The following is a 25,951-nucleotide window of genomic DNA, read 5'->3' on the forward strand; positions in this document are numbered from 1 at the left end:
TGGTCAGAGAAGATCAAACAGGGAAAGGGTGCCAACCTTGGCGTACGCTTTGTATGTTGCCTGCAGGGCAGTCTGGTAGCCGTTCAGGTCGATGGCGGCCGCGCCCATGTCGGTCTTTTTCAAATCGGACAAGGCCATGTTGTTCGACAGCGAGACATTGTCCAGGTTGCCGGCGAGCGTGGTGAGGATGTTTTGCGCGCCGCCAAAGATGGCGATCTTGCCAGAGAGTAAATCCATGCCGTCATCGGTGCCATCGAGCGCCGCGCCCACCACGCTGCGCACGGCCGGATCGTTCGGGCTGACGCCGGTCACGCTCAGCGTGGTGATGGCCTGGTCGATCTTGTTCAGCCATGCTTCCAGGTTCTTCACGTCCACGTTGGCCGCCTGCGTCACGCCATTGCCCACCACCACGGTTTGCGTGGCGGTGTTGCCGTTGTAAGTGTAGCGCAAGCCGGGGCCTGCGGCGGAATTGAAGGCGATGGCCGGCTTGTCGGTATCCGTGCCGGAAAACATGTAGCGGCCTTCCTGGTCCTTCAGGTTGGCCGTGTACAGCACGCTGTCGCGCATGGCGATCAGCGATTGCGTCATCGCATTCAGGTCGTCCGGCGCATTGCCGCCATCGGCAGCCCACACCAGCAGGTCGCGCGCCTGGCCCATGTCGGTGACCATGCTCGACAGGTAGTTTTCATTCTTCAGCAGGCGCACTTTCACCGTGGCGATATTGTCCTTGTACTGGGCCATCATGGCTTCTTCGCGCATCAGGCGCGAAATGCGTACGTTGCCGATAGGATCGTCCGAAGGCAGCTGAATGCGCAAGCCCGAGGCCATCTGCTGGGTCAGGTAATTGATGCGTTCCTGATTTTGTTGAATAGAAATATTAATCAGCGATTGGTACTGGCTGCTGGCGACACGCATGATCTTCTCCTTAACCCATCATTTGCAAAGTGGCATCAAACAAGGTATTCGCCACGGAAATGACTTTCATGTTCGCCTGGTACATATTCTGGAATTCGACCAGGTTCATCGCTTCTTCATCCTTGTTCACGCCGCTGGTGGACTTCCAGTCGTCGATGGCTTGCGCGCGCACCGTGTTGGACGTCTTCAGCAGGGACTGGTTCTGCTGGCTGTAGATAGCCAGCTTGCCGACCAGCTGCGTATCTGCATCGCTCATCAGGACGGAACCCACCCAGCTGACGTTGATCGATTGATTCTTGATATCGATCAATTTCTGCAAGTTGCCGCTGTCGCCGGCCGCGCCCGTCAGCGACAGGGCCAGGTCCTTGGCGTTGAAGCCGGGAGTAATGCTCAGCTTGCCATTCGCGTAGACCAGCAGGGGACCGCCGTTGTTGCCAGGAGGCGGGGCCATGGTCGTGCCAAGTGCCAGCTGTGCGTTGACCTTGCTGGTCAACTGGGTGGCCATGTCTTGCAGCGACTGCTGCAGCGGTTTCAGGGTATTTCTCTCGAATTCGCCCAGGCCGCCCATCTGGCCGCCGATGGCGACCATATCGAGGGTATATGATGACTTGGCGAAATCGAGGCTCAAGGTCTGGTCGCCCGTGTTCGTCATGGTGCTGGTCAAGGTGCCGGCCAGGCTGCCGATGACCAGGGGCTGGCCCGACTTCAGCGAGACATTGCGCGAGCCGTCCGGCTGGTCGAGCACATCGATACCCATCTGCGCCGCCAGGCCGTCGATCAGCTGGTCGCGCGCATCCATCAGCGACGACACGTTCGTGCCCGAGGCCGTGGAGGTGCTGATGCGCTGGTTCAGTGCGGCGATATTGGCCAGCGTGGTATTGGCTTGCGGCACGATCGCTGCGCGTTGTTGCTGCAGCGACAGCAACTGGTTGCCCATCACGGTGCTGATGCTGTTGAAGCGCTGCGACATGGCGTCGGCGGAGGTGATGATCTGCTGGCGCAGCGGCGTCGACGTCGGGTCGACGGCCGAGGCATTGAGCGCAGCGAAGAAGCCGTCGATGCCGTTGCTGATGCTGGAGGCATCGTCGCCCATCACGCGCTCAAGCTGGGTCAGGTAAGGCTGGGTCTGCGAACGGGCGCCCTGGTCGGACGCGGCGCGCCACATTTGCTGGCTTTTATAAGCATCGGCAAAGCGCAGCAGGGCGGACACTTCCACGCCATTGCCGGCCGAGCGTACGCCGGCGGTGGCGCCAAGCGAAGACAACAACACGCCTTGACGGGTATAGCCCGCCGTTTGCAGGTTGGCGATGTTCTGGCTGGCCGCATTCAGTGCGGCCTGGGCGGCGATGCTGCCTGACAATGCATTGCTGATGATGCTCATTGGGCAAGTTTCTTTCGTGAAGAGTGTGGCGCGTGCGGGAGGGCATGCCTTGAATCGTTGTTACCTTGTACAGGCGACGCTTCAGGCGGATTTATTAAGCGGCGCCGCAATATTGTCGGTCTTGACAGTGCTTTTGGCTGCCACGGCAGCGCTGGCCGCCGGCAGCAGCTGGCGCAGGATGGCGTCGGCGATGCCGAAGGCGCGCTGGCCGGCCATCTTGTCGGCTACCAGGTTGTCGGCCATTTCCAGCATGTCGCTGTTGACGGGGTCCTTGAAAACGCTGTCTTCGCCCGCCATCTCGCGCGTGCCCGAGCGCATCTGGCGCAGCATGTGCGAGATGAAAAACGCTTCGAACTTGACGGCCGCCTCGGTGGCCTTGGCCGCATAGCGGGGATCGGCCGGCGTGGCCGCCGCAGGAGACTTGTCGTCGAGCGCCGAGGGCAGGGCGCTGCTGCTGTCATTGATATTAATCATCAAATTACCACCAGTTCGCCTTCGATGGCCCCGGCTTGATCCAGGGCTTGCAAAATTGCCATGATGTCATCGGGCGAGGCACCCAGGCTGTTGACCACGTCGATGATCGATTGCAGCTTGGCGCCGGCCGGCCATTTGAACATATTGCCGTTGCCCTGGTCGACCGACACTTTCGATTGCGGCGTGACGGTGGTCTGGCCGCGGCCGAACGGCGCCGGCTGGCTCACTGCCGAGCTTTCGGAAATGACGACTTTCAGCGAGCCGTGCGTGACGGCGGCCGCCTTCACGCGCAAGCCTTCGGCGATGACCACGGTGCCCGTGCGGGAATTGAAGACCACTTTCGGCGTATCGACGCCCACATCGACGGACAGCGCTTCCAGTTTGGCCATGAAGGCCACGCGCTGGGTCGGGTTTTCCGGCGCCAGCACTTCCACGCTGGTGGCGTCGCTGGTGGTGGCAACGGCGCCAAAGCGGCGGTTGACGGCTTCGACGATATTGATGGCCGTCTCGAAATGCGGGTGGCGCAAGTTCAGGGTGACGGTCGGTTTGGTCGAGAAATCGCTGAGGATTTCGCGCTCGATGTTGCCGCCGTTGGGGATGCGGCCCGAGGTGGGCGTGTTGACGGTAACGGACGAGCCGCTCTTGCCGGTGGCGTTCAGGCCGCCGACGACGACGTTGCCTTGCGCCAGCGCATACGTTTCATTGTCGGCCGCGCGCAACTGCGTCAGCAGCAAGGTGCCGCCGCGCAAGCTTTTCGCATCGCCCAGGGACGACACGGTGACGTCGATGGCCTGGCCACGGCGGTATCCTGGAGGAAATACCGCGCTGACCATGACGGTGGCGACGTTCTTGCTTTTCGATTCGGCGCCGTCCGGCATTTTGACGCCGAACTGCTTGAGCATGTTGACCACGGACTGGCTGGAAAACTTCACCTGGGTGGTGTCGCCGCTGCCGTTCAGGCCGACGACGAGGCCATAGCCGACCAGCGGGTTGTCGCGCACGCCCTCGATGCTGACCAGGTTGCGCAGCACTTGCGCGGCGCTGGCGGGCAGGGCAAAGCCGGACAGCGCAGCGAGCATGGCTGCCAGGGGCAGGGCGGAACGAAATTTCATGAGCTCACCTTAAAACGGCATCCATGGGCCGACGAAGAAGCGCGTCAGCCAGCCTGGTTTGTTGGCTTCGGCGAGGGTGCCCTGGCCGGAATAGGCGATCTGCGCATTGGCGATGCGCAACGATGACACCTGGTTGTTGGAATCGATATCGGCCGCGCGCAGGTAGCCGCGCAGGCGCACGAATTCCTCGCCCTGGTTCAGGGTCAGGGTTTTTTCGCCCTGCACGCGCAGCAAGCCGTTCGGCAGCACTTCCTGCACGATCACCGTGATGGCGCCGGACAGTGCGTTTTGCTGCGTGCTGGTCGAGTCGCCGGCGAAGTTGCGGTCGGCCGACAGGTCGATGCCCGTCTTGGGGAAAGTCTTGCCGAGGATGTTGGCCGCCTGCACGCCGACGGACGAGCCCTTGTTGAACGAGGTGCCCGCCTTCTTGCTCGCTTGCGTGGTTTCCTGCAGGGCCACCGTGACGACGTCGCCGACGCGGAAGGCGCGGCTGTCGGAAGTCAGTGCCAGGCCCGCGTCGGGATTGAAGACGCCGCCCGCGATGCCGCCGCGCGCAGCGCTGCGCGGCGCCACGGGCAACGGCGTATCGGAAAAGCTGGGCGCCAGAGGGGCCACCGGCTGGCTGGCGCAACCGGCCGCCAGCACCAGCAGCAGCACCGCTCCGGCTTTCAGTGCGGCCTTCATCAACGTGCCGCTTGCGCCAGGTATTGCAGCATATTGTCGGCGGCCGACAGCACCTTGGTATTCATTTCATAGGTGCGCTGGGCTGCGATCATGTCGACCATCTCTTCGACCACCTGTACGTTCGAGCCTTCCAGCGCGAACTGTTTCAGCTTGCCCAGGGCGCCTTCGCCGGGACGGCCTTCCGTCGGCGTGCCGCTCGATGCCGTTTCCTGGAACAGGTTTTCACCGAGTGCCAGCAGGCCGGTCGGGTTGACGAAGCTGGAGAGGTTCAACTGGCCCAGTTCGGTACCGGCGACATTGCCCGGTACGGTGGCCGTGACCATGCCGTTTTCGCCGATGGTGATGGCCGTGGCGTTGTTCGGCACGGTGATTTGCGGCACCAGGGGCAAGCCCTGGGCGTTGACCATCACGCCATTTTCATTCAGGCTCAGCTGGCCGGCGCGCGTGTAGGCTGCCTCGCCGTTCGGGCGCAGCACTTGCAGGAACCCGTTGCCGGTGATGGCGACGTCGAATTCGCGGCTGGTCGTTTGCAGGCTACCGGTGGTAAACACCTTTTGCGTGCCGACCATGTGGGTACCGTTACCCAGCTGTACGCCCGAGGGCGAGAGGGTGTTGTCGGCGCGCTGCGTGCCCGGTTGCTGCTCGACCTGGTAAAACAGGTCTTCGAAGACGACGCGGTCGCGCTTGAAGCCGACGGTGTTGACGTTGGCCAGGTTATTCGCGATGGCTTGCAGTTTGGCATCTTGCGCCTGCACGCCGGTCTTGCTGATCCACATTGCTGGATTCATGGTTTACTCCTGGTAATTGGTTGGCGTTCGGCTTAGGCGCCCAGCAGGCGGTTGCCAGATTCCGTCATGGAATCGCTGGCCTTGAAAATTTTCATCTGCATCTCGAAACTGCGGTTCAGGCTCATGGTAGCGACCATTTCCTCGACGGCAGAGACGTTGCTGCCTTCCAGGTGGCGGTCGCGGATGCGTACCGCCGGATCGGCTTGCAAGTCTTCGCCGCCGCGCGCCACGATCAGACCCGCCTCGTTCTTGGTCAGCTCGCCCGCTTCCGCGTTGACCAGCTTGAGCTTGTCGACCGTCTGCATTTGCGCGGTGCCTGGCACCTGGATGGAAATCGTGCCATCGCCGCCGATCGACAGGCTGGTGTGCTCTGGAATCGTGATCGGACCGCCTTCGCCCAGCACGGGCCGGCCATTGATGGTCAGCGCGCCCGTTTCATCGAGGTCCATGGCGCCGGCGCGCGTGTAGGCTTCGCCGTTTTGCCACTGTACCGCGAGAAAGCCGGGGCCCGTGACGGCCACATCGAGTTCGCGTCCCGTTTCCTTGATGGCGCCCGTGCGCGTGCCGATGGCGCTCGACTGCGTCTGCGTCATGTGGCGGTCGTCGTAGCCATAGCCGTTTTGCAACGGCTGGGCGGTGGACACCTCCAGGTTGGCGCGAAAGCCACCCGTCTCGATGTTGGCCAGGTTGTTGGCGTGTACCTGCTGTGCCCGCAGGGCACGGTCGGCCCCGCTCATGGCGGTATAAATCAGCGCATCCATTGCTCTTTACCTTTGCGTGGTGGCGATTACAACGCTTGCATCAGCGATTGCAGCATGGCGTTCTCGGTCGAGATGACTTTCGAGTTCGCCTGGTAGTTACGCTGCGACGTCATCAGGCCCACCAGTTCGGAGGTGATGTCGACGTTCGACTGTTCCAGCGAGCTCGTCACCAGTTTGCCGGCCATGCCGACGCCCGGGCGGTCATAGATGGCCGTGCCGGAGGTGGTCGAGGCGACCCAGCTGGTATCGTTGACGGCCGTCAGCGCGCCTTCGTCGGGGAAGGTGGCCAGGGCGATCACGCCGATGCTTTGCTTCTGGCCGTTGGTGTATTTCGCCACGACGGAGCCGTCATCGGCCAGTTCCACGCCCGTATAGGTGCCCGAGGCATAGCCGTCGGCGCGGTCGGTCGAGGTGGTGGCTTCGCCGGCGAACTGGGTCGTGCCCGTGTAGTCGATGGCGATCGACAGCGGCGCGGCGCTTTGCGGCGTGCCCAGCGCCAGCGGGACAGGCGCGGTCGTCGTCAGCTTGCCGTTCAGGTCGAAGGCCATGTTCGTCACCGGTGTCAGATCGACGTTGTCCAGGGTGTAGTGCACGGAGACGCCCGCTGCCGTCTTGACGAAGTACTGGCCCAGCGAGTGCTTGGCGCCCAGCGAATCGTAGACGATCGAGGACTTGGCGCTGTTGTAGCTCAGTTCGTTGGTCTTGTCGAAGGGCACGGCCTTGATGGGCCATTCGGACGACATGTTGGCGGCATATGCCAGCTTGGTCGACGCCACGGCGGGAATCTGGCCCGTCGGAATGTTCATGTCGCCCAAGGTGCCCAGCGTGGTGCTGCCCTTGACGGCGGCATAGCCCTGCACCAGGCGGCCGTTCGAGTCGATCAGCTTGCCGTCACTGCTGGCCGAAAAGATGCCGACGCGGCTGTAGCTCATGGTGTTTTGCGCATCGCGCGCGACGAAGTAGCCGCGGCCATCGATGGCCGCGTCGAGCGCGCGGCCCGTGTTCAGCACGCCGCCATTGAGCGACATGCTTTGCGTGATCGAGCCGATTTCCGTGCCCGTGGCGCGCGAACCGGCGTACATGGCCGAAAAGTTGGCGCGGCTGCTCTTGAAGCCGTAGGTGCCGGCGTTGGCGATATTGTTACTGGTGCTGTTCAACTGTTGGTTGATGGACTGGATACCGGACAGGGCGATGTCGAAACTCATGTTGACTTCCTTTAGTGAAGGACGAGATTAGTGTGCAGGGAGCGAAGGGGCGGGCGGATCAGGCCGTCTTGCCGTTAAAGCCGGTGATCGCGCCAGGGTTGACTTCGCCCAGGTTCGACACGCTCAGTATCATGCTGCCGCCGGACGACAGGCGCACGCTGTTGAGTTTGCCTGCGATGTCGACCGATGGCTTTTCGGCGCCGCTGGTGCTGACCTTCATGCTGTAGGTACCAGCAGGCAAGCCCAAGGCCACGGGATCGATGGTGAACGGCACCGTGCCCGGCGCCTTGGCGCCCAGTTCGATCTTGTATTCCTTGTCGTCCAGCCCTTTCAGGGTGACGGTGGTCTTGGTGGTGCTGGCGGCCAGCGCGATGGTGCCGCTGACCTTGCTCTTGTCGAGCTGCACCGTTTCGCTGTTGACCATGACTTCGGAGCCCACTTGCGCGCCCAGGGCCAGCACCTGCATCGATTGCAGTACGCTGGCATTGGCGCTGGTCAGCGCCGACAGGTTTTGCATCGCTTCCGTCTGCGCCTGCTGCGTCAATTGATTGACGAACTGGCTAGGATCGGTTGGCGCCAGGGGATCCTGGTTCTTGATCTGTGCGACCAGCAATTTGGTGAACATATCCTGGGTGGCATTGCTTTGCGACTTGACGGCATTGCTGCCGCTGTTGCTGCCGCTGGTGTTGTTTGTAAAGAGATTGGTTTCCATGGATTATGCTTCACCTAATTTGAGGAGCGATTGCTGCATCGACTTGATGCGGCCCAGAACTTCGACATTGGTTTCAAAGGCGCGCGACGCCGACATCATGTCGGTCATCTCGGCGACCTGATTGACGTTGGGGTAGAACACCATGCCGTCGGCATTGGCCATCGGGTGGCCCGGCTCATATACCTTGCGCAACGGCTCGTCGCTTTGCACCACGTCGAGGACCTGTACCCGTCCACCGGCGCCGCTGGCGCCCGGGCCGTCCATCACGGCCGCAAACACGGGTTTGCGCGCGCGGTAGGTTTCGCCTTCGGAACCGGCAACGGAATCGGCATTGGCCAGGTTGCTGGCGATGGTATTGAGGCGCACGGTTTGCGCCGCCATCGCCGAACCGGCGATCTTGGAAATATCCTGGAAGCTCATGCTGATCCTTATTGTCCGGAAATGGCCTTGGACAGACCCTTCAGTTTCATGTTGACGAAAGTGAGGCTGGTCTGGAAGTCGGTGGCATTCTGCGAGAACGCCGCCTGCTCGACGCCGATTTCGACGGTGTTGCCGTCGCGGCTGGGGTGGTAGGGGACGCGGTACAGGGCGCTGGCATCGTCATCGGTCGACAGCAGGCCGGCCTCGTTGTCCTGCAACTGCTGCAGGGCGCTGCCGAAATCCATGTCCATGGCCTGGAAGCCGGGCGTGTTTTCATTGGCGATGTTGGCGGCCAGTACGCGTGTACGGTCGGCACGCAGCGCGAGTGCATCGGCGTGCACGCCCAGCGCATCCTTGAAATTAATCCCCATGGTCATCCTTTGTGTTGAATTCGTTCGTGCTTTTTGCGGTTCGGGCTATAAAACAGGTAGTGCAGAGGTAAAATCCCAGCCAGGTCATGTTGACGCATGGTAAGGTCATGCCGCTTCAGTATCTTTGATTAAGGTTAGCAATGATTTACTTTGAGAACTATTCCGTGATGTGGAACAAGGCGCAATGTCGTCACATACTGCTGCCAAGCCTATTTTTACTGACCAGCCTATATAGTAGTGCAGGACGCGCAGAATTGCCAGCCGACAATATATTTTCGCGTGTGGAACAATTGGCGCGCGAGCAATTAACACGGCAAGCAGCCGCGGCGGGGCTGCTGGAACCGCAGTTCCAAGTCGCCGTGGTAAAAAGCACGCGCCCCGTGCCGGCGTGCGCGGCGCCCGTCGCACTGGAAACGGCGGACAGCCGTTCGGCGCAGCGCATGCGCTTTGTGGCGGTGTGTCCTGGAAGCAACGGTTGGCGCTATGAAATGCTGGCGCGCGGCAGCATCACGGCCCAGGTGGCCGTCACCACCGTCCCCGTGACGGCGAATACGCCGTTGCAATCGGGCGACGTGACCCTGGCGCGGCGCGACGTGACGATGGTGCCCGACAGTATTGCTTCCTTGCCCGGCGCCGTCGGTCTGTCGAGCCGGCGCAGCTTGCGTGCCGGCGAAGTGTTGCGACAAGGGCAACTGGCGTCGCCCGTGTTGATCAAGCGGGGCAGTACGGTCAATATCGTGGCGCGCAAGGAGCAGGTGGAAGTGAGCATGGCCGGCGAAGCGATGGATCCGGGCGCGCTGGGCGAGGTGATTCGCGTGCGCAACGCCACCAGCGGCACGGTGATACGTGCCAGGGTGGTCGATGCGGGCGTGGTGGAACCGGCCGACATTCCCGGCCGTTAAGGAGCATCAGTCTGCGGCGGCCGTGCGCTGCAGACGTGTCGCCAGCTGCGTCAGCTTGGCGGCGTAGTTGGGATCGGTGGCATAGCCGCCACGGGCCAGGCCTTGCGCGAACGCGCCCGCGTCGGCACCCGTGTTCAGGGCGGCGCGGTAGCGCGGGTTGTCGAGCAATACCTGCGCATAGTCGCGGAAGGCGCTGGCCTGGTCCGGGTAGCTGCGGAAACGCTCGGTTTTCTTCAGGGCCGTGCCGCTGCCCGCCTCGTATTCCGTGGTGACATTGCTGGCCACGTCACCCTGCCATTTCCCGCCGGCCTTGATGCCGAACAGATTATTCGTGTCCGCGCCCGTGCCCTGGCGCAGCGGACGCTGGCCCCAGCCCGATTCCAGCGCCGCGTGGGCGGCGACGATTTCCGGCGCCACGCCCAGGCGCGCGCCCGTTTCTTGCGTCCATGGCTTGATCGAGGCAAGGAATTGCTGCTGCGTTTCGCCGATCTCGCCGCCCTGGCTGATGCTGCCCAGCACATTGACGGGCTGGCTTTGCTCCAGGTAGGCGCGGCCTTGCGGGTTCAGGCTGGTGGCGTTGCCGCCGCCCTGTTCGATGAAGCGGGCCACTTCGCCCTGTACTTGCCGGAACACGCTGCTGAAGTTGCCGCTGGAGCCCGTGGCGCGCATATTGCTCTGCACGGCGGATGTGGCTGCCGTCGATGGCGTTGCCGCCGTGGCGCGGGTGGTCAGGAAATCAGCCTGGCGCATAGGTATCTTCCTCGCCATGCAGCACGCGCTGCATGATGCTGTACTGCTCTGTTAATAAATCGCTGTTGCGGGCGTTCAGGCGCTTGCATTCAAGCACCATCTGCTCGAGCGCGGCCCAGTCGCGCTCGGCGGTGGTGCGCGCGCTTTCTTGCAACAACGCAAACAATTGTGGCATATCGCCTTGCGGGCCCAGCAGGGCAGTGACGAGGCTGACCCGCTGGCGGCGGCGCGCATCGAGCGGCTCGACGGCGGCGATGACCTGGTCTGCCAGTGCCGTTAGCTGCGCGCTCTGGTGGTGCAGGGTGGCCTGGAATTGCTCTTCCAATAAGGTGTGCAGGGCGGCATAACCGGCGCGGTCGTCCGCCATGCCTTGCAATACGCGGCGCATGGCTTCCTGGCGCGTGATGCCCTTGCGTGGCGCGGTCACGATTCGCCGCCGTGGAAACGCTGGATCAGGCCTGCCAGTTTCGACGGATCGAATGGCAATTCGCCCTTGGCCAGCGCATCGCGCAGCATGGCCACGCGCTCATGGTCTATCTCGGGCATGGCGCGCAGGGCGGCCATGGCCGGTTGCAGCACGGCCGATTGCAGTTCCGCTCCGGCCGAGGAGCCGCCCATGGCGCCAGCGGCGCCCGCGTTCTCGGCGATCGCCTCGGCCGGCGCGACGGCGCTGCTGCGTACGGCAGCACCGGTATTGCCGGAGGAGATTTTCATACGTTGTCCCTTGCCCTTAATTTGCATGCTCATCCCGCTCCTTCTTGGCGGGCAGGCCCAGTTTCTCGCGCAGGCGCTGCAAGGTGCCCGAGTCCGGTTCGCCCACTTGCAACTCTTCGCCCTGCGCCTTTTGTCCGGCCATGCCGAACATGGCGGCGATGCTGTCAGCCTGGCCACGCGTCAATATTAACAGTTCGATGCGGCGGTTGATGCCGGCGCTGGCATTTTTCACGTCCAGCGGCGCGCGGTCGGCCATGCCGACTACTTGCAGCACGCTGTCAGGACTCATGCTGCCGATCAACAATTGCGCGCGCGCCGACATGGCGCGGTTGGCCGACAGGGTCCAGTTGGAAAAGCCTTCATAGCCGGTATTGGCGTATTGCATCGAATCGGTGTGGCCGACGATCAGCATCTGGTTCTCCATTTGCGCAAACACGGGGCCCATCTGGCGCAACAGCTTGCGGAAACGGTCGGTCGGCACGGCGCTGCCGCGCACGAACATGCCTTGCTTGTCCGTATCGTGCAGCATGACGCGCAAACCGTACGGCGTGATCACCGACTGCAGGTTGCTCTTCAATCCCGCTTCGTCGCTGAGCTTGTCGAGCGCGCGCGACAGGGACAGCAAGTCTTCCGGCGACTGGTAGCTGACCTTGGTCTGATTCGGCGGGGCGGAGCCAGCCTTGCCATCCTGCATCTGCTTGCCTTCCGTGCGCGTGTCGCCCGTGCCCTTGCGGGGCATGGGGAAGCGCTCGATCAGGCTGCCGCGCGGGCCGCCTTTCTGTTCCGGCATGACGCCCTGGCCTTCGCCCTGGCGGCTGCCTGCCGACGCATCCATCATGATTTCCTTCATCGCCTGCTGCTCGCGCGCGGCCATCAGCCACAGTACGAGGAAGAGCGACAGCAGGGCCAAGCAAAAGTCGGCAAACGCTACTTTCCAAGCGCCGCCATGGCCATCGTCATCGTGCTTGCGACCGGCACGCTTGATGATGGCCTGTTCATGTTTCTCATGCGGCTTTAGCACGGCGGCCTCCCCGGCCTTGGCCTTGCTCTTGTTCGGCGCCGCCATCTTCCAGCGCATTGATCCAGCTTTCCAGCTGGGCGAAGCTTGGCTTGATGTTCAGCTGCACCAGACGACGGCCCGCATCGATGGCCAGCAGGGGCGGTTTGCCCGCCACGTGCGTGACCAGCACGACCTTCACGCATTCCATGGTCGAGCCTTCCTCGCCCACCAATTGCTTCATCATGTTGCACATCGGATCGAGCACGCCGTAGCAAAAGAAGATGCCGATGAAGGTGCCGACCATGGCGGCGCCCACTTTTTCGGAAATTTCCGCCGCATCGGCGCCGTCGGCCACGGAATTCATGGCCATCACGATGCCGAGAACGGCAGCCAGAATACCGAAACCAGGCATGGCTTCGGCGATCTTGTGCAAGGATTTCGACGGTTGCAGCAATTCATCGTGGATGGCTTCCAGTTCCTGCTCCAGCACGCCTTCGAGTTCATGCGCGTTGATCTTGCCCATCGCCATCAAACGGAAGTTGTCGACGATGAAGGCCAGCAGCTTCGGCTCTTCCAGCACCAGCGGGTAGCGCTGGAACAGGGCGCTTTCGCGCGGTGCCTCGACGTGGGCGTCGAGCGCCTTCAGGCCGCCGGCGGCCGTTTGCAGCAGTTCATACATCAGCAGCAGCAACTGGCGCTGGAATTCCGAGCCTTGCTTCTTGTGCGTGACGATCTTGCGCATCTGGTGCAGCATTTCACCGAGTACATGCTTGGGGTTGCCCAGCACCAGCGCGCCGACGGCGGCGCCTATGATGATGATCAACTCGACCGGTTGCCAGATCGCATGGACGGTGCCGCCCATCAGGGCGAAGCCTCCGAATACACACCCCATCACGATTAAGATACCGATAATTACCATGTCAACTGCCTTTCTGCGTCATTGTGCTGCGTCAATTTGATGGATAGTGCTGAAACTTATGCGTCTTGCAGCATGGCTTTCATCTTGCCCAGCGCCGTCTTGTTGAGCTGGCAGACGCGGGCGTCGCTCAGGTCCAGCACGGCGGCAATTTCTTTGTAGCTCAGTTCGAATTCGTAATACATCTGGATCACGCGCTGCTCGCGTTCGTCCAGCGTGCGCAGCGCCTGTTCCAGGCTGCGCCGCACCATCAATTGTTCTTCCGGGCTCGGTGCGCTGTCCGCTTGCCCCAGGCTTTCCTGCAGCACTTCGTCAAAACTGGCGATCAGCTCGGCGTTTTCCGCCAGCTGGTATTCCTGGAAGGCTTCCGGCGTCAGCTTCAGGGCGGCCATGATTTCCGCTTCCAGCGGCTCGCGTCCCAGGCGCCGGGTCAGGGCGCGCACGCTGTCGCGCAGGCGGTGGCTTTCCTGGCGCACGGCGCGCGGACGCCAGTCCTGGCGCCGCAGTTCATCGAGGATGGCGCCACGGATGCGCAGGCTGGCATAGCTGCCGAACGACTGGTCCGGCACGCCGTAGCGGCGCAAGGCTTCGAGCAAGCCCATCAGGCCGATCTGTTCCATGTCGTCGCGGTCGATGGCGCCCGACACCTGCGAATTGAGCTGGCGCACGATGCGCTTCACCAGCGGGGAGTACGCCACCAGATGTTGTTGCTCTTCAGCAACGCTGAGCACGGCCGCGCAAGCGCTGGCGGCGGCATATTCGCCGGCGCCATACGCTTCCTGGTATTGCTCTACATAGGCCAAGGGATCTCCCACTAGGTCGGCTGGCGTGTCGGCTTATTCAATGATCAGCTTGCCGACCATGACTTCGGTGAACGGCTTTTCCATTTGCTCGCGTTCATAGCTGACATTGAAGGCCTTGTTGATCTGCTCGGCAAATTGCTCCACCGTCATGGTCTGCGCCTTGTCCATTGGGAAACTCGACAGGGTGCTGACGGCGATCGAGCGCATCAGCGGCAAGTGGTCCTTGGTCAGCTTTTCCTTTTCCTCGGTGGTGGCGATCACCAGGTCGGCCGACAGGTAATGCGTTTCACCTTCGCCGGGGCCGCGGCGCAGCATCACGATGACCTTGTCCAGCGTGATGAACTTGCGCGCCTTCTTGCCTGTGGCGGGGGGCGGGGCTTTCGCTTCGGCCACCTCGGCATGGCCGGCAACTGGCTTGGCCAGATACCACATGGCGCCGCCAGCCGCGCCGGCGGCCAGGACGGCCACGGCGACAAAGCCGCCTATCAGTTTCATTTTCATATTCATCAGGCAGTTTCTCGCTCATGCATGGCGTAAGTGGTACCGGCTGTGCTGCCGTCGGACAGTGCGCGGCCCGGCTCGGCATCATCGTTCTGGCGGCCCGGTTGGCGCTGGCCTCGCGCATCGCCTTCGGCAAATGCCTGGGCGGCCGGGCTGCGCGGGGTGGCGCTGATATTCACGGCCACGTCGGTGTACTGGCGCTGCGCCAGGTCGCTGCGCATGTTTTCGCCGATGCCTTGCAGCTGGCGCAACACTTCCGAGTTCGACGCGGTGACGTTCACCTGCAGCGCGCCGGCCGTGTGGCGGATGGAAATTTCAATGCGGCCCAGCATCGGCGGGTCGAGGCGGATCGTCGCGTGTTCGCTGTTGCGGCCGAGTTGCGTCTGCAGGCGTTCGCCCAGCGCTTCGCGCAGCGGTTCCTGCCATTGCTGGGCAGGGCCGCTGAGCTTGATGGTATCGCCGGCCGGGGCCGCCGCAGCCGTATTGCCGACCGCGCCCGTCAGGCCCAGGTTCGGCGTAACGGGGGCTGACGTCGCGGCGCCACGTTCGCCCTTGCGCGCGGCAGGGGCCGCTGCGGCGGTCACCGGAGCGGCTTGCTGCAGCAGCGATTCGAACGGCTGTGCCGGCGCATTGCCTTTGGCGGCCGTCGCCGGGTTGGCCGCTGCCAGCGGCTCGCGCGTATCGCGGCCTGCCGGCTGCGCCGCTCCCTGTGCGGTGAGGGTGATTGCCGCCGGGTGCAGGCTGATGTTGAGTGCAGGGTTGGCTTGCGCCACATTCGCCTGCGTTTGTGTCTGCGCTTGTGCGGCGGCGCGTGCCTCGGCGGCGGCCGCGTCCGTTGGCGGCAGCATCGTCACCGGCAAGCCGATGACGGGCGCGGCCATGGCTGGCAGGCTGTTATCGACCTGGCTGTCGCTGTCGCTATCCTTGGCGGGTACGGGCGCGGGCGTGCCCGCATCGGCCGTTTCCACAGCAGTCACGTCGAGCACCTGCGCAAACAGGGGCAGGGCGGAGGGCGCGGCGCCAGTGCTGCCGTAGCCTGGCGTGCCGGGCAAGGCAGCGGCCTGTGCCGACGCTGGCGCCGGTGCGGATGCCGTAGTGGTGGCCGGTGCCGGAGCGGCCGGCGCCTTGTTGAAGTTCATGATCATGCTTGATACCCTTCAGAGTCGTATTCGCCGAGCGCGGCGTAGGCGACCCAACCTTCCTTATTTGCCTGTAATGCACCCAGGTGTTGACCCAGGCGTTCTTTTTCCTCAGAGCAAATTTTAACCGCTTGCGCGTGAATTTTGCGCAATTGCAACAATTCTGTTTGTTCCAGCGCATTCCATGCGCCCCGCTCAGCCAGCAGCGGGATGTTTTTCGCCAGGCTGGCCGAGAGTTTTCCCATCGCGTCCCAGTCCGGCTGCGCGATGGCCGCGCTCAATTGCCGGCTCAACTGCTGCAGCGCAGCGCGCCTAGGCATTGTTAGCCTGGACGCCCACCCAGCCGCGCTTGATGGTGGTCATCAAGGTCGTCACCTCGTCGATCAGGGTCGGGTCGAGCTTGATGCCGGCCGTGTACAGGCGCGCCACACAGTAGTCGTACAGGCGCGCCAGGTTGACCACCACTTCGCCGCCATTGTCGAAATCGAGCGAGCTCGACAGACCGTTGATGATCTGCGTGCATTTATCCAGGCTGATGGCCTTCTGTTCGTAGCGCTTGCCCACGATATGCCCACGCGCGCGCGCCAGTTCTTCCAGCAAGCCATCCGTCAGGACCAGCACCAGTTCCACGGGCGAGGCGCGCGAGGTCTGGGCATCCAGGTTGACTGCATGGTAGTTGCCGTAAGCTTCATTGTTTAACATTGTTGTATTCTCGCTATGTTAACTGTGGCGGCGCGGCAGGCGCATCCGCCTTAGGATTTATTGTTGCTGAACATGGCATCGAACATATCGGACGTCTTGCTCATTTGTTCCTGCATGACTTGCAGGCGTGAAAATTGATCGAGGAAACGTTTGTATGCCGTGTCATATTGGGCCGTGAGGCGCTCGCCGCTCTTGACCAGGCTTTTCTGCAGCTTGTCCGTGGCCGCTTGGCGCTGGGTGATTTGGCCCTTGGTGATATTGCTCCACTGGCCCAGTACCTTGTCCATGCTGCCGAGCACGCCGGCAGGGGCGGACAGGCTGTTGTTGCCAAAAAGCTTGTCGAGGCCCGTCGGGTTGTCGGCCAGCTTGGTCGTCAGCTTGGCGGCGTTGAGGCTGATCGTGCCGTCGCGCTGGGCCGTAATGCCGTAGGACACCAGCGATACGCCATTGACGTTCAGGCGCAGGGCATCGCCCATGCTGCTGCGCAGGGCATTCAGGCCGGAATCATGGGCGAAGATGCCCGCGGCAATTCCCTTTTCCGGGTTGCCGGGACTGGCCAGGCCATCCATCAGGCTTTTCAGCTTGTTGTAGGCATCGACGAATGCCTGCACGTTGGCGGCGGTGCCGCTGCTGTCCGTGGCGACAGTCAAGGTCACGGGCGCTTCGGCGGCACTCATGGCGCGGGTGAAGGTGATTTTCACATCCTGCACGTTGGTGAAGGTATTCGATGCTTGCGTGATGGCCGTGCCGCCGGGTTTGCCGCCCAGCCAGACGGTGGCGTCGTCAGCCTTGACGACTTCCTTGATGTTGGCCGGAGCGATCAGCGCGCCTTTCAGCGCGATATTGTCGACGCCGCTGGCGTCGAGCGTGGCGGCGTTTGCAATGCCCGTCGCATTCGACGTCAGTACCAGTTGCGCCTGGTTGTTGATGGTCACGATGGACGCGGTGACGCGCGAATTGTTCTTGCTGTTGCCATTGATGGCGGCAGCGATTTCCTGGGGTGTCAGTGTGCCGTTGCCATCCTTGTCGGCCGCGGCCAGGTCGATGTCGAGCGTGTTGTCGCCCACGCCATCGCCAATTTTCACTTTCAGCGTACCCGTGCCATCGGCGGTATTTACGCTGCTCAGGCCGCCATACGACATCTGGCTGGCCGTGGCCAGTTTTTCAACGAAAAAGGAATAGGTGCCCGGCGTCGCATTGATGCCGGCCGTGGCAGAACCGTAGCCGGCGGCCGGGAAGGTGGCGGACTGGCTCAGCACCGATTTGCTGCTGGTCATGCTCGACATGGCGCTCTGGAAGGTCGAGATGGCCGACTTCAGGTTGCCCAGCGCCGTGCTGGTGTTGCTGGCCAGCGTGTTCTGCGCCTGCAGGGCTGCCTTTTGCGCAGCGACAGCCTTGGTAGCCAGTTTTTCGGCCGTTGGGATCGGATCGTATTGCGGTGCAGTAATTACGCTTGCCATGCCAGACTCCTGAATAAAGGGATATACCGGTACAAGGCGACCCCCATTCCCGTTTTGTGAAGTTTTCCTGAAAGAAACTTACACAAACCTCATTTTACCTGCCCGCGGAACCAGAATTGGGTCGCCAGCTCGTCTTGCCGCTTGGCATCAACTCGTTGTTGCTCATTTGCAACATGCTTTTGTTTTTGCGTCAGCACCTGGTCCAGCACTTCGCGTTTGGCCCAGGCCGTATTGAGCGCGCGTTGCGAAACGGCCATGTTGGCTTCGTGCAAGTGCAAATCGGTACGGTGCTGGTCGGCCATCTGCATCACGGCTTGCTTGAAGTTGCCGCAGTTGACGGACAGGGCCAGGGGCAGGGCGCCGCTGGGGCCGCTATCCGTGTACAGGCCCGTCAGGCGTTCCAGGTTTTTCTGGTAGCGCTCGCGCACGGCCGTCTGCGCCGCCATTTCACCTTGCAGGCGTTCCACTTCGGTGCTGCGCAGGCCGACCAGGGTGGTCAGGTTGCGGATGGTATGCGCGTCGCTCACGTATGCTCCTAGGCCATGATCTGTTCAAGTTGTTCGATGCAAGGCCCCATCGGCGCCTCTTCCTTGGTGCCCTGGCACAGGAAGGCTTCGATGGGCGCGTGCAACTGGACGGCGCGGTCGGTGATCGGATCGGCGCCGGGCACATAGGCGCCCAGCGGAATCAGGTCGCGCACGCGCGCATGGCGCGCCATCGATGCTTTCAGCGCGCGCGCCGCCTGCATGTGGGGCGGCGTGATCACCTGCGCCATGCAGCGGCTGATCGAGGCGGCGATGTCGATGGCGGGGTAGTGGCCCCGCTCGGCCAGTTCGCGCGTGAGCACGATGTGGCCGTCGAGAATCGCGCGCGCCGTGTCGACCACGGGATCCTGCTGGTCGTCGCCCTCGGCCAGCACCGTGTAGATGGCGCTCATGCTGCCTTCCGGGTGGGCGCCATTGCCGGCGCTTTCCACCAGTTGCGGCAAGTTCGAAAAGACGGACGGCGGATAGCCGCGCGTGGCCGGCGGCTCGCCCAGGGCCAGCGCCACTTCGCGCAGGGCCATGGCATAGCGCGTCAGCGAGTCGACCAGCAGCAGCACGTGCTTGCCCTGGTCGCGGTAATGGGCGGCGATCGAATGGCACAGTTCGGTGGCCATGATGCGCATCAAGGGCGATTCATCGGCCGGCGCGATCACCAGCACGGCCTTTTTCAAGCCTTCGGCGCCGAGCGACTTTTCCACGAATTCGCGTACTTCGCGGCCGCGCTCGCCGATCAGGCCGACGACGACGACATCGGCTACCGTCTGGCGCGTGATCAGGCCCAGCAGCACGCTCTTGCCGACGCCGGAACCGGCCATCAGCCCCACGCGCTGGCCCTTGCCCAGGGTCAGCATGCTGTTGATGGCGCGCACGCCCACGTCCAGCGGCTCGATCACCGGTTGTTTCTTCAGGGGATTGATTTTTGGCGGCGTGACTTCCAGCGTATGTTCGCCACCGAGGCGGCCCAGGTCGTCGATCGGCTCGCCCAGGCCATTGACCATGCGGCCCAGCCATGACGGGCCGATCTGCAGGCTGGCCTTGTCGGGCAGGGGCAGTACGCGCGCGCCAGTGGTCAGACCGGTGGCTTTCTTGAACGGCATCAGGTAGGACAGTTTTTCGCGAAAGCCGACGACTTGCGCGTCGAGCCATTCGCCGCTGACAGTTTCAATTTGACAACGCTGGCCCGTGTGCAGGCGGCAGCCGGCGCTTTCCAGCAGCAGGCCGGACGCGCCGACCAGGCGGCCGGTCGGCGTCGCGACCGGGATGTCGCCGATCTCGAAACTGCGCAGCGTGTCGGCGATCATGCAGGCGCGCCCTGGTCCGCGTGTTCGGCGGCCAGCGCCAGGTGGCTGCTGACTTGCTCCATGCAGGCCGACAGGCGCTGATGGCAGCCCGCGTCGACTTCATTGTCGCCCGCCTTGATGCGGCATTCGCCCGCGTCGAGGCGCGCGTCGGCGATCAGGTTCCAGCGCTTGGCGCGCTTCGGATCGAGCTCGCTGATGCGTTTCAATTCTTCCGGATTGAGGAAGACGTCGATTTCTTCGCGTGTGGGCGGCATCGAGGCCAGGGTCTCGTCGACCAGGGCCAGCAATTGCACGGGCTGCAACGCCAGTTCCGCGCGGATCACCTGGCGCGCCACCTTGGCCACTAGGTCGACCACTTCCTTGCGCTGCGCTTCACGGTAATCGGCGCGCACTTTTTTCAGGTCGCGCAAAATCGCGTCGACAGGGCGCGCCAGGCGGTCCAGCGCCACCAGGGTTTCATTGCGGCCTTCTTCGCGGCCCTGCGCCATGCCGTCGCTGCGTCCGGTGTCGTAGCCGTCCTGCTGGCCTTGCACCAGGCCCACTTCGTAGCCGTCGCGCTGGCCCTGCTCGAAGCCTTCCGAGACGGACGCCTGCCACTGGCCATCCGTGTCCTCGTTGGAGGAACGCTGGCCGGCGGCGATGAATTGCGACAGGGGAGGGAAGCGATACGAGCGGAAGTGTTTCATTCGATCACCGCTTCGGCAAACAGTTGCACTTCGATCTCGCCTGCATCGGCGAGGCCCTTGACGGTGGCCATGATTTCCTGGCGCGTCTGTTCGATGCGCGACAGCGGCACGGGGCCGGAACGGCGCATCATGTCTTCGAAGCTCTGCGCCTGGCGGCGCGGCATGGTTTTCAGCACGGCGTCGCGGATCGACGGTTCCGCGCCCTTCAGTGCAATCGCCCACTGTTCCATCGGCACGTCTTCCAGGATGCGCGTGAGCGTGACATCGCTCTGCGTGGCCAGGATCAGGAAGTCGTACATGCTCAGTTCGATTTCCGAGACCACGTCCGGATCGTGCGCGCGCAGCAGTTCGACCAGCGCGGCGCGGTTGCCCGGCATGCGGTTGAGAATCTCTGCCGCCTGGCGGATGCCTTCCACGCTGGTGCTTTGCGTGTCGAGCGTGCCCAGGCAGCGGCCCACCAGTTCGTCGAGCTCGACCAGCAAGTCGCGGTCTATCTCGTCCAGGCGCGCCAGGTTCAGCAATACCAGGTCGCGGCCTTCGACGGGCAGGGCGTCGAGGATCTGGCCAGCCAGCGCGGGCGGCAAAAAGGCCAGGAACACGGCTTGCATCTGCACGTGTTCGTTGACGATGTATTCGGCCAGCCATTTTGGCGAGGCCCACTGCAGGCGCGCCATTTTGGGACGGATCGCGTCGCCGTAAATGTTGTTCAGCACGCTATTTGCGATATCGCTGCCCAGCGCCATGTCCAGCGAGCGCTTCAGGTAGCTGCGCGAGGCGCCATGCACGCCGCTTTGCTGGCGGTAGTCGTCGAAGAAGGTCTGCATGGCCGTTTTCACGGATTCGACCTTGATGCCGCTCATGCGCGACATCACTTGCGTGACTTCCAGCAATTCTTCACGCGACAGGCAGCGCAGCACGTTGGCGGCCTGTTCTTCGCCGATGCTCAGCAGCACGATGGCCGCCTGTTCCACGGGATTCAGGCTGGCACTTTCGTACTCGGCGCCGTCGGAGGGATTATTGTTGTTGAGTTCGGCCATTTTTCTGCATCCATTGTTTGACGACTTCGGCGACACGCTCGGGTTCTTTTTCAGCCAGCACTTTCAGGTGGTCGACCATCACGTCGACCGCCGAGCCTGGTGGCGGCAAATCATAGTTTTCCAGCAGCGGTACAACCGGCATGTTGCCGCCGGCGGACTCGCCTTCGAGCGCCAGCGGGCTGCCATTCACGCCCAGGGCTGGCGCGCCGGCAACGGCCGCGCCATTTGCGCCGGCGGCGCTGCTGCCGCCCAGTGCCATGGCGGGATCGAGCTGTTTCAGTGCCGGCGGCGCCAGGCGCGTGGTCAGCAGGCGCAGCAGCGGACGCAGGATCAGGAAGTAGCCGAGGATGGCGCCCAGCGCGTACAGCAGCCAGCTGCTGAAATCGACGACGGTGTCGCGCTCTTCCCACCACTGCGCCACGGGCGGCTTGGCCGGGAAGGCCAGCGCCGTCAGGCTCAGGCTGTCGCCGCGCTGGGCGTTGATGCCCAGGCCGCTGCTCAGCATTTTTTCGATATTGCCCAGTTCGGCAGGGGTCCAGCCCGTTTTTGGATTCGGAGCGGCGGCGCTGTTGAGGACGACAGCGACGCTGAGTTTTTCCAGGCGGCCACGGCTGCGCTTGATCTGCGTGATGCTGCGGTCGTAGGCGTACTGGCGCGTGGTGGCGTTCTTGCGGGCCGTGCCATCGTCGGATGGCTTCGGTGCGCCATCGGCGGGCGCGGCGCCAGCTGCGTCGGCCGGTGCCGGCACGGCGGCCGCTGGCGGACGGTTCGACAGGCTGCCGGGAATGCCGGCCACGGTGCGGTTGCGTTCCTGCTCTTCGCGCATCGCTTCGCTTGTCACTTTCGGGGCTTCGCCGTATTTTTCCAAGGTTTCGTCCACGCGGTCGTTGTTCACGGCGGCCGTCACGCTGAGCTTGAAGTTGTCTTCGCCGATGACGGGACCGAGCAAGCCCGTGACGTTGCGGCGGATTTCATCCTGAAAACGTTTCGCGCCTTCATTGCCGGCGGCCGAGGCGTCGAAGCCGTCCGTCAGGTCGACGTGCGCGGACAGCAGGTTGCCGCCCTGGTCGACCAGGCTCACGCGCGTGGGCGCCAGGCTGGCGACGCTGCCGGCCACCATGTTGATGACGGCGGCGATCTGTTCCGGCGCCAGGGTGCGGCCCGGTTTCAGCGCCACGACGATCGAGGCGGACGATTTGTCGCCGTCGCTGGCGACAAACGACGTCGATTTCGCAATCGACAGATGGACGCGCGCCGAAGCGATCGCGTCCATCGTCATGATGCTTTGCGCCAGTTCGCCTTCCAGGCCGCGGCGGAAGCGCACGTCCTGCACGAATTGTGACACGCCCAGCGGGTCGTTCTTGTCCATCAGCTCCAGGCCGGCCGGCAGCTGCGCCGTCACGCCCTTCGAAGCGAGCAGCATGCGCACCTTGCCCAGCATGGCGTCGGGCACCAGCACCTGGCCGCTGTCCGGATGCAGGCGGTAGGGGATGTGTTCGGCGTCCAGGGTGGCCATCATGTCCGTCACGGCCACTTTTTCGCGCGCGCCAAACACCGGCTTGTAGTTGGCCTGGTCGCGCCAGGCATACATGGTCACCATGGCGGTGATGCCGATGGCCAGCACGACGATGGGAACCAGGTTTTTCAGCAGGGCGGGCGGGATGGCGGGCTGGGCGCCAAGGCGCCAGCGCGCAAATGCGGACTTCATGGGGGTAATCACTTGGGATAACTTTCGCTGGGAGGCTGGGCGTGGTTCAGGACGTGAAGATTACAGAGGCAGTTTGATGAGTTCGTCGACGGCGCCCATGACCTTGTTGCGCACTTGCATCAACATGGAGAAGGACAGGCTCGCTTCCTGGCTGGCCAGCATGGCGCCGACCATGTCGTCGCTCTTGCCGCTGTCGACGTCGCTCATTTTCTGCGCCGCCATGCGGTCGTCGCCGTTGACCTTGCCAATGGCGTCTTTCATGCTTTGCGCAAAGGAGAAGCCCGATTGTTCCGGGGCGCCGAATTGGGCGGCAGGCGCGATGCTGGCGCCCAGGGCGCGCGCGTCGTTGCTCAGTGCTGCCAGATCGGCCTTGATCAGACCTGCGAGTTCGTTGCTCATCGTGCCCTCTACTTTCAATATGCGGTGACGTATCAATCAGAAATTACTGGTGTTGCCATTCCGGCAGGCATTTCATTGAATGCCATCGCGCCCGGCCCGAATGACAGGGCCCATCAGTTTTATCAGTTGCCACACCATCCGCTCAAGCAGATTCAAACAAACCCGGCAGACCCGCGCCGATATGATTTACATGGCCATGACAACTAATAATTATCTGATAAAAGTTTCTTCTGGCGGCAATAAGGAAACTGAAAACTGCCATAAAAACCGGAATCAGGTAAGCGGAATGGCGCACTGCAAATCACTATTTTCTCGCTATAAGCTTACCTCGCGGCAACTATAAAGTAAAGAGAGGATTGCCTCAAGGAATATTGATACATGGCAATATTTAGCTTTTTCATGTATTGTTCAGCACCGTAGTCATCTAGCATGCGATACGATGCGCAATCGTTTGCTTGCGGACCAGTACCCTGGGTCAAGATGATGCTGTATTTAATTTCGGGCGATCCGTATAATTTGTTCTGCCACCGCAATACCGACATGACCACTACATGACAATCCTTACCAAGACAGATCAAACTGTGCGCCATCAAGTCCTCGATTCCTGTCTGCTTGGACGTCCTGTCCATTTGCTGCATGTATTCGGCGCCCAGCTGCGCGACGACCTGGCCGTGGCCCTGCGCCAGCCGATGAGCCGTCGCTACTGGGGCAATTTCCAGATCGACGCCGTCACCTTGTCGCGCGTGGAAAACGAGGACAGCGTGAACCGCTGGCTGAGTTTTTCCACGCCGGCCAGCCAGACGGGCTTTGCCCTCGAGCGGCAGATACTCTTGAGCGTGCTGAACTATCGCTATGGTAGTGCCGGCGCCAAGGGCGCGTTGCCCGATCCGGCGCAGGTGCGCGTGACGGCCACGGAAGAGCGCCTCGCTGTGGTGCTGGGACAACAGTTGGTCAACAGTTTGATTTCCCGCGTCCACAAGAATCTGCAAACCCTGGGCAAAAGCAGCGACATCGACACCAGTGCCGAGGTCGCCGTGCAGTCGGGCGTGCATCCGGTGCGCGGCAGCTGGATCGTCACCGTGGCGCTCAGCGACGTCGAGGCGGGGCAGAGCGGCCAGTTCTGGTTCTCGCTGGACAAGCGTCTGATGGCCGACGTGCTGCGCGGCTTGCTGCCCGAGCGCGCGCAAGCGAAGAAGGCCCTGCGCGGCAGCGTGCGTCCGCTCGCGTCGCGCCTGCAAGTGACCCTGGAAGGCCGCCTCGTCAGCAAACAGGTGCAATTGGGCGCCTTGTTCGACCTGCGCGTGGGCGACGTGATTCCCGTCAGCCTCAGCCGTACCGACGTCATGCTCGACGACTCCCGTTTATTTACAGCTGCTGTTTCCGAACACAAGGGCAAGCTCTGTTTAACCTCCTTTGAAGATGTCGAATAATATGAATATGACCGATACCAACCAGAGCGAAACCCTGCTGGAAGACCTGGGCGATGACATGATCATCGAGCAGGGCGATGTGTCCGACGTGGCCAGCGGCCGCGCGCGGCGCGACATTCCGCAGATGATGCGCAAGATTCCCGTCACCCTGACCCTGGAAGTGGGCTCGGCCCGCATCTCGCTGGAAGAGTTGATGGCCATCGGCCCGGAAAGCGTGATCGAACTCGACATGCTGGCCGGCGAACCGCTGGTGATCAAGGTCAACGGCACGCCGATCGGCCGTGCCGAAGTGGTGGTGGCCGGCGAGAACTATGGCCTGAAAGTCATCGACCTCGACGGCCTCAATCTCGACCTGATGACAGCATGAAGCTGGCGGTACCCGGTTTGAGCCGGCGCCGCGGCGCGCTGGCTGCCGCGCTGGCTGTTCCCGTCCTGATGCTGTGCTGCGCCACCGCTGGCGCGCAGGATTTATTGGCCGGCGTGGTGCCGGGCGCGAAGACCGACCTGTCGGTCAAGATGCAGATCCTCGTCGTCATGACCCTGCTCGGGCTGCTGCCCGTGATGGTCATGATGATGACCAGCTTTACCCGCTTCGTCATTGTGCTGTCCCTGCTGCGCCAGGCCCTGGGCCTGCAGCAGGGCTTGCCCAACCGCATCGTCACCGGCATCGCCCTGATCCTCACCTTGCTGGTCATGCGCCCCATCGGCGACCAGGTGTGGAAGGAAGCGTTCGTGCCGTACGACCGCGACCAGATCGGTATGCAGGAAGCGCTGAAGATCGCCGAAGTGCCGATTTCGCGCTTCATGCTGGCGCAGACGAGCAAGGCGGCGCTGGCGCAGATCGCGCACCTGGCAGGCGAACCGGCAAGCATGCGCCCGCAAGACCATAGTTTCACGGTCAAGCTGGCCGCGTTCGTGCTGTCCGAACTGAAGACGGCGTTCCAGATCGGCTGCATGCTGTTCATACCGTTCCTCATCATCGATCTGGTGGTGGCGTCCGTGCTGATGGCCATGGGCATGATGATGCTCTCGCCGCTCGTCATTTCGCTGCCGTTCAAGCTGCTGCTGTTCGTCCTGGTCGACGGCTGGACCCTGACCGTCAACACCCTAGTTACCAGCATACAGGGCTATTGAC

General features: G+C 62.8%; 32 protein-coding genes. 4 read left to right on the forward strand and 28 right to left on the reverse strand.

From position 1 onward, the window contains the following. Positions 1-3 precede the first annotated feature (3 nt). The 11 genes from flgL to flgB form a co-directional block, all read right to left on the reverse strand. A complete protein-coding gene (gene flgL, locus KO539_RS15915; RefSeq protein ID WP_219310523.1) occupies positions 4-915 on the reverse strand; it encodes a flagellar hook-associated protein FlgL in 912 nt (303 codons plus the stop codon). A gap of 10 nt (positions 916-925) precedes the next feature. Beyond that, positions 926-2,296: a flagellar hook-associated protein FlgK gene (gene flgK, locus KO539_RS15920; RefSeq protein ID WP_219310524.1), complete on the reverse strand. Its 1,371-nt coding sequence runs from the start codon at positions 2,294-2,296 to the stop codon at positions 926-928. Positions 2,297-2,377: 81 nt separating this feature from the next. After that, positions 2,378-2,770, reverse strand: a complete 393-nt coding sequence (locus KO539_RS15925; RefSeq protein ID WP_257626312.1) for a rod-binding protein — start codon at positions 2,768-2,770, stop codon at positions 2,378-2,380. Continuing rightward, positions 2,770-3,882 (reverse strand): flagellar basal body P-ring protein FlgI, encoded by a 1,113-nt coding sequence (locus KO539_RS15930; RefSeq protein ID WP_034787825.1) that lies wholly within the window; start codon positions 3,880-3,882, stop codon positions 2,770-2,772. The genes KO539_RS15925 and KO539_RS15930 overlap by 1 nt, the downstream gene beginning before the upstream one ends. 9 nt (positions 3,883-3,891) lie before the next feature. Continuing rightward, complete coding sequence (flgH, locus tag KO539_RS15935; RefSeq protein ID WP_219310525.1) at positions 3,892-4,566, reverse strand: flagellar basal body L-ring protein FlgH; 675 nt, start codon at positions 4,564-4,566, stop codon at positions 3,892-3,894. After that, the gene (gene flgG / locus KO539_RS15940; RefSeq protein WP_170846442.1) at positions 4,566-5,354 is read right to left on the reverse strand and encodes a flagellar basal-body rod protein FlgG; all 789 of its coding nucleotides are present in this window, start codon (positions 5,352-5,354) and stop codon (positions 4,566-4,568) included. Before flgG ends, flgH begins: the two co-directional genes overlap by 1 nt. A gap of 32 nt (positions 5,355-5,386) precedes the next feature. Continuing rightward, positions 5,387-6,115, reverse strand: a complete 729-nt coding sequence (locus KO539_RS15945) for a flagellar basal body rod protein FlgF (RefSeq protein ID WP_035817998.1) — start codon at positions 6,113-6,115, stop codon at positions 5,387-5,389. Between the two features lie 26 nt (positions 6,116-6,141). Beyond that, positions 6,142-7,320: a flagellar hook protein FlgE gene (locus KO539_RS15950; RefSeq protein WP_219310526.1), complete on the reverse strand. Its 1,179-nt coding sequence runs from the start codon at positions 7,318-7,320 to the stop codon at positions 6,142-6,144. Between the two features lie 58 nt (positions 7,321-7,378). Continuing rightward, the gene (locus KO539_RS15955; RefSeq protein ID WP_219310527.1) at positions 7,379-8,032 is read right to left on the reverse strand and encodes a flagellar hook capping FlgD N-terminal domain-containing protein; all 654 of its coding nucleotides are present in this window, start codon (positions 8,030-8,032) and stop codon (positions 7,379-7,381) included. 3 nt (positions 8,033-8,035) lie between these two features. Beyond that, positions 8,036-8,452 carry a flagellar basal body rod protein FlgC gene (gene flgC / locus KO539_RS15960; protein WP_034757795.1) on the reverse strand — a complete coding sequence of 139 codons (417 nt, stop codon included), beginning with the start codon at positions 8,450-8,452 and terminating at the stop codon, positions 8,036-8,038. Between the two features lie 8 nt (positions 8,453-8,460). Further along, positions 8,461-8,823: a flagellar basal body rod protein FlgB gene (flgB, locus tag KO539_RS15965; RefSeq protein WP_034758109.1), complete on the reverse strand. Its 363-nt coding sequence runs from the start codon at positions 8,821-8,823 to the stop codon at positions 8,461-8,463. Positions 8,824-9,077: 254 nt separating this feature from the next. Between flgB and flgA the strand changes: the two genes are divergently transcribed. Then, entirely contained in the window at positions 9,078-9,725 is a 648-nt protein-coding gene (flgA, locus tag KO539_RS15970) for a flagellar basal body P-ring formation chaperone FlgA (protein WP_219310528.1), read from the forward strand. A 6-nt stretch (positions 9,726-9,731) separates the two neighbouring features. On the opposite strand, the gene KO539_RS15975 is transcribed toward flgA, so the two are convergent. From KO539_RS15975 to KO539_RS16055, 17 genes are all read right to left on the reverse strand, one after another. Continuing rightward, a complete protein-coding gene (locus tag KO539_RS15975) occupies positions 9,732-10,475 on the reverse strand; it encodes a glycoside hydrolase family 73 protein (protein ID WP_219310529.1) in 744 nt (247 codons plus the stop codon). After that, positions 10,462-10,902, reverse strand: a complete 441-nt coding sequence (flgN, locus tag KO539_RS15980; RefSeq protein ID WP_081922385.1) for a flagellar export chaperone FlgN — start codon at positions 10,900-10,902, stop codon at positions 10,462-10,464. The genes KO539_RS15975 and flgN overlap by 14 nt, the downstream gene beginning before the upstream one ends. Next, the gene (gene flgM / locus KO539_RS15985) at positions 10,899-11,189 is read right to left on the reverse strand and encodes a flagellar biosynthesis anti-sigma factor FlgM (RefSeq protein ID WP_034757812.1); all 291 of its coding nucleotides are present in this window, start codon (positions 11,187-11,189) and stop codon (positions 10,899-10,901) included. The genes flgN and flgM overlap by 4 nt, the downstream gene beginning before the upstream one ends. 16 nt (positions 11,190-11,205) lie before the next feature. Further along, entirely contained in the window at positions 11,206-12,267 is a 1,062-nt protein-coding gene (locus KO539_RS15990; RefSeq protein WP_051958386.1) for a flagellar motor protein MotB, read from the reverse strand. Next, complete coding sequence (motA, locus tag KO539_RS15995) at positions 12,194-13,108, reverse strand: flagellar motor stator protein MotA (protein WP_034757817.1); 915 nt, start codon at positions 13,106-13,108, stop codon at positions 12,194-12,196. The genes KO539_RS15990 and motA overlap by 74 nt, the downstream gene beginning before the upstream one ends. A gap of 56 nt (positions 13,109-13,164) precedes the next feature. Beyond that, positions 13,165-13,908: a FliA/WhiG family RNA polymerase sigma factor gene (locus KO539_RS16000; RefSeq protein WP_219310530.1), complete on the reverse strand. Its 744-nt coding sequence runs from the start codon at positions 13,906-13,908 to the stop codon at positions 13,165-13,167. Between the two features lie 33 nt (positions 13,909-13,941). Beyond that, complete coding sequence (locus KO539_RS16005; protein WP_035826908.1) at positions 13,942-14,409, reverse strand: flagellar basal body-associated FliL family protein; 468 nt, start codon at positions 14,407-14,409, stop codon at positions 13,942-13,944. A gap of 5 nt (positions 14,410-14,414) precedes the next feature. Next, on the reverse strand, positions 14,415-15,554 hold the full coding sequence (locus tag KO539_RS16010) for a flagellar hook-length control protein FliK (protein WP_219310531.1): 1,140 nt from the start codon (positions 15,552-15,554) through the stop codon (positions 14,415-14,417). Beyond that, positions 15,551-15,829 (reverse strand): hypothetical protein, encoded by a 279-nt coding sequence (locus tag KO539_RS16015; protein ID WP_225240933.1) that lies wholly within the window; start codon positions 15,827-15,829, stop codon positions 15,551-15,553. Before KO539_RS16015 ends, KO539_RS16010 begins: the two co-directional genes overlap by 4 nt. A 31-nt stretch (positions 15,830-15,860) precedes the next feature. Continuing rightward, the gene (gene fliS / locus KO539_RS16020; protein ID WP_092802392.1) at positions 15,861-16,250 is read right to left on the reverse strand and encodes a flagellar export chaperone FliS; all 390 of its coding nucleotides are present in this window, start codon (positions 16,248-16,250) and stop codon (positions 15,861-15,863) included. A gap of 50 nt (positions 16,251-16,300) precedes the next feature. Next, complete coding sequence (fliD, locus tag KO539_RS16025) at positions 16,301-17,710, reverse strand: flagellar filament capping protein FliD (protein WP_219310534.1); 1,410 nt, start codon at positions 17,708-17,710, stop codon at positions 16,301-16,303. 89 nt (positions 17,711-17,799) lie between these two features. Next, positions 17,800-18,237, reverse strand: a complete 438-nt coding sequence (locus KO539_RS16030; protein WP_070289072.1) for a flagellar export protein FliJ — start codon at positions 18,235-18,237, stop codon at positions 17,800-17,802. A gap of 8 nt (positions 18,238-18,245) precedes the next feature. Next, positions 18,246-19,556 carry a flagellar protein export ATPase FliI gene (fliI, locus tag KO539_RS16035; RefSeq protein ID WP_035818012.1) on the reverse strand — a complete coding sequence of 437 codons (1,311 nt, stop codon included), beginning with the start codon at positions 19,554-19,556 and terminating at the stop codon, positions 18,246-18,248. Continuing rightward, on the reverse strand, positions 19,553-20,242 hold the full coding sequence (fliH, locus tag KO539_RS16040) for a flagellar assembly protein FliH (protein WP_219310535.1): 690 nt from the start codon (positions 20,240-20,242) through the stop codon (positions 19,553-19,555). The genes fliI and fliH overlap by 4 nt, the downstream gene beginning before the upstream one ends. Continuing rightward, complete coding sequence (locus KO539_RS16045) at positions 20,239-21,279, reverse strand: flagellar motor switch protein FliG (protein ID WP_176388762.1); 1,041 nt, start codon at positions 21,277-21,279, stop codon at positions 20,239-20,241. The genes fliH and KO539_RS16045 overlap by 4 nt, the downstream gene beginning before the upstream one ends. Continuing rightward, on the reverse strand, positions 21,257-22,987 hold the full coding sequence (gene fliF / locus KO539_RS16050; protein ID WP_219310536.1) for a flagellar basal-body MS-ring/collar protein FliF: 1,731 nt from the start codon (positions 22,985-22,987) through the stop codon (positions 21,257-21,259). Before fliF ends, KO539_RS16045 begins: the two co-directional genes overlap by 23 nt. 60 nt (positions 22,988-23,047) lie before the next feature. Next, positions 23,048-23,386 (reverse strand): flagellar hook-basal body complex protein FliE, encoded by a 339-nt coding sequence (locus KO539_RS16055; protein WP_034787870.1) that lies wholly within the window; start codon positions 23,384-23,386, stop codon positions 23,048-23,050. A gap of 551 nt (positions 23,387-23,937) precedes the next feature. Here KO539_RS16055 and KO539_RS16060 point away from each other — a divergent pair. The 3 genes from KO539_RS16060 to fliP are packed head-to-tail and all read left to right on the forward strand — an operon-like array spanning position 23,938 to position 25,950. Continuing rightward, positions 23,938-24,816: a FliM/FliN family flagellar motor switch protein gene (locus KO539_RS16060; RefSeq protein WP_225240935.1), complete on the forward strand. Its 879-nt coding sequence runs from the start codon at positions 23,938-23,940 to the stop codon at positions 24,814-24,816. A gap of 1 nt (position 24,817) precedes the next feature. After that, a complete protein-coding gene (locus tag KO539_RS16065) occupies positions 24,818-25,183 on the forward strand; it encodes a FliM/FliN family flagellar motor switch protein (protein WP_035818022.1) in 366 nt (121 codons plus the stop codon). Beyond that, entirely contained in the window at positions 25,180-25,950 is a 771-nt protein-coding gene (gene fliP / locus KO539_RS16070) for a flagellar type III secretion system pore protein FliP (RefSeq protein WP_035818023.1), read from the forward strand. Before KO539_RS16065 ends, fliP begins: the two co-directional genes overlap by 4 nt. The last annotated feature ends 1 nt before the right edge of the window (position 25,951 follow it).

It is taken from the genome of Janthinobacterium sp. NKUCC06_STL (genome assembly GCF_019345455.1).
Lineage (GTDB): Bacteria > Pseudomonadota > Gammaproteobacteria > Burkholderiales > Burkholderiaceae_D > Janthinobacterium > Janthinobacterium rivuli.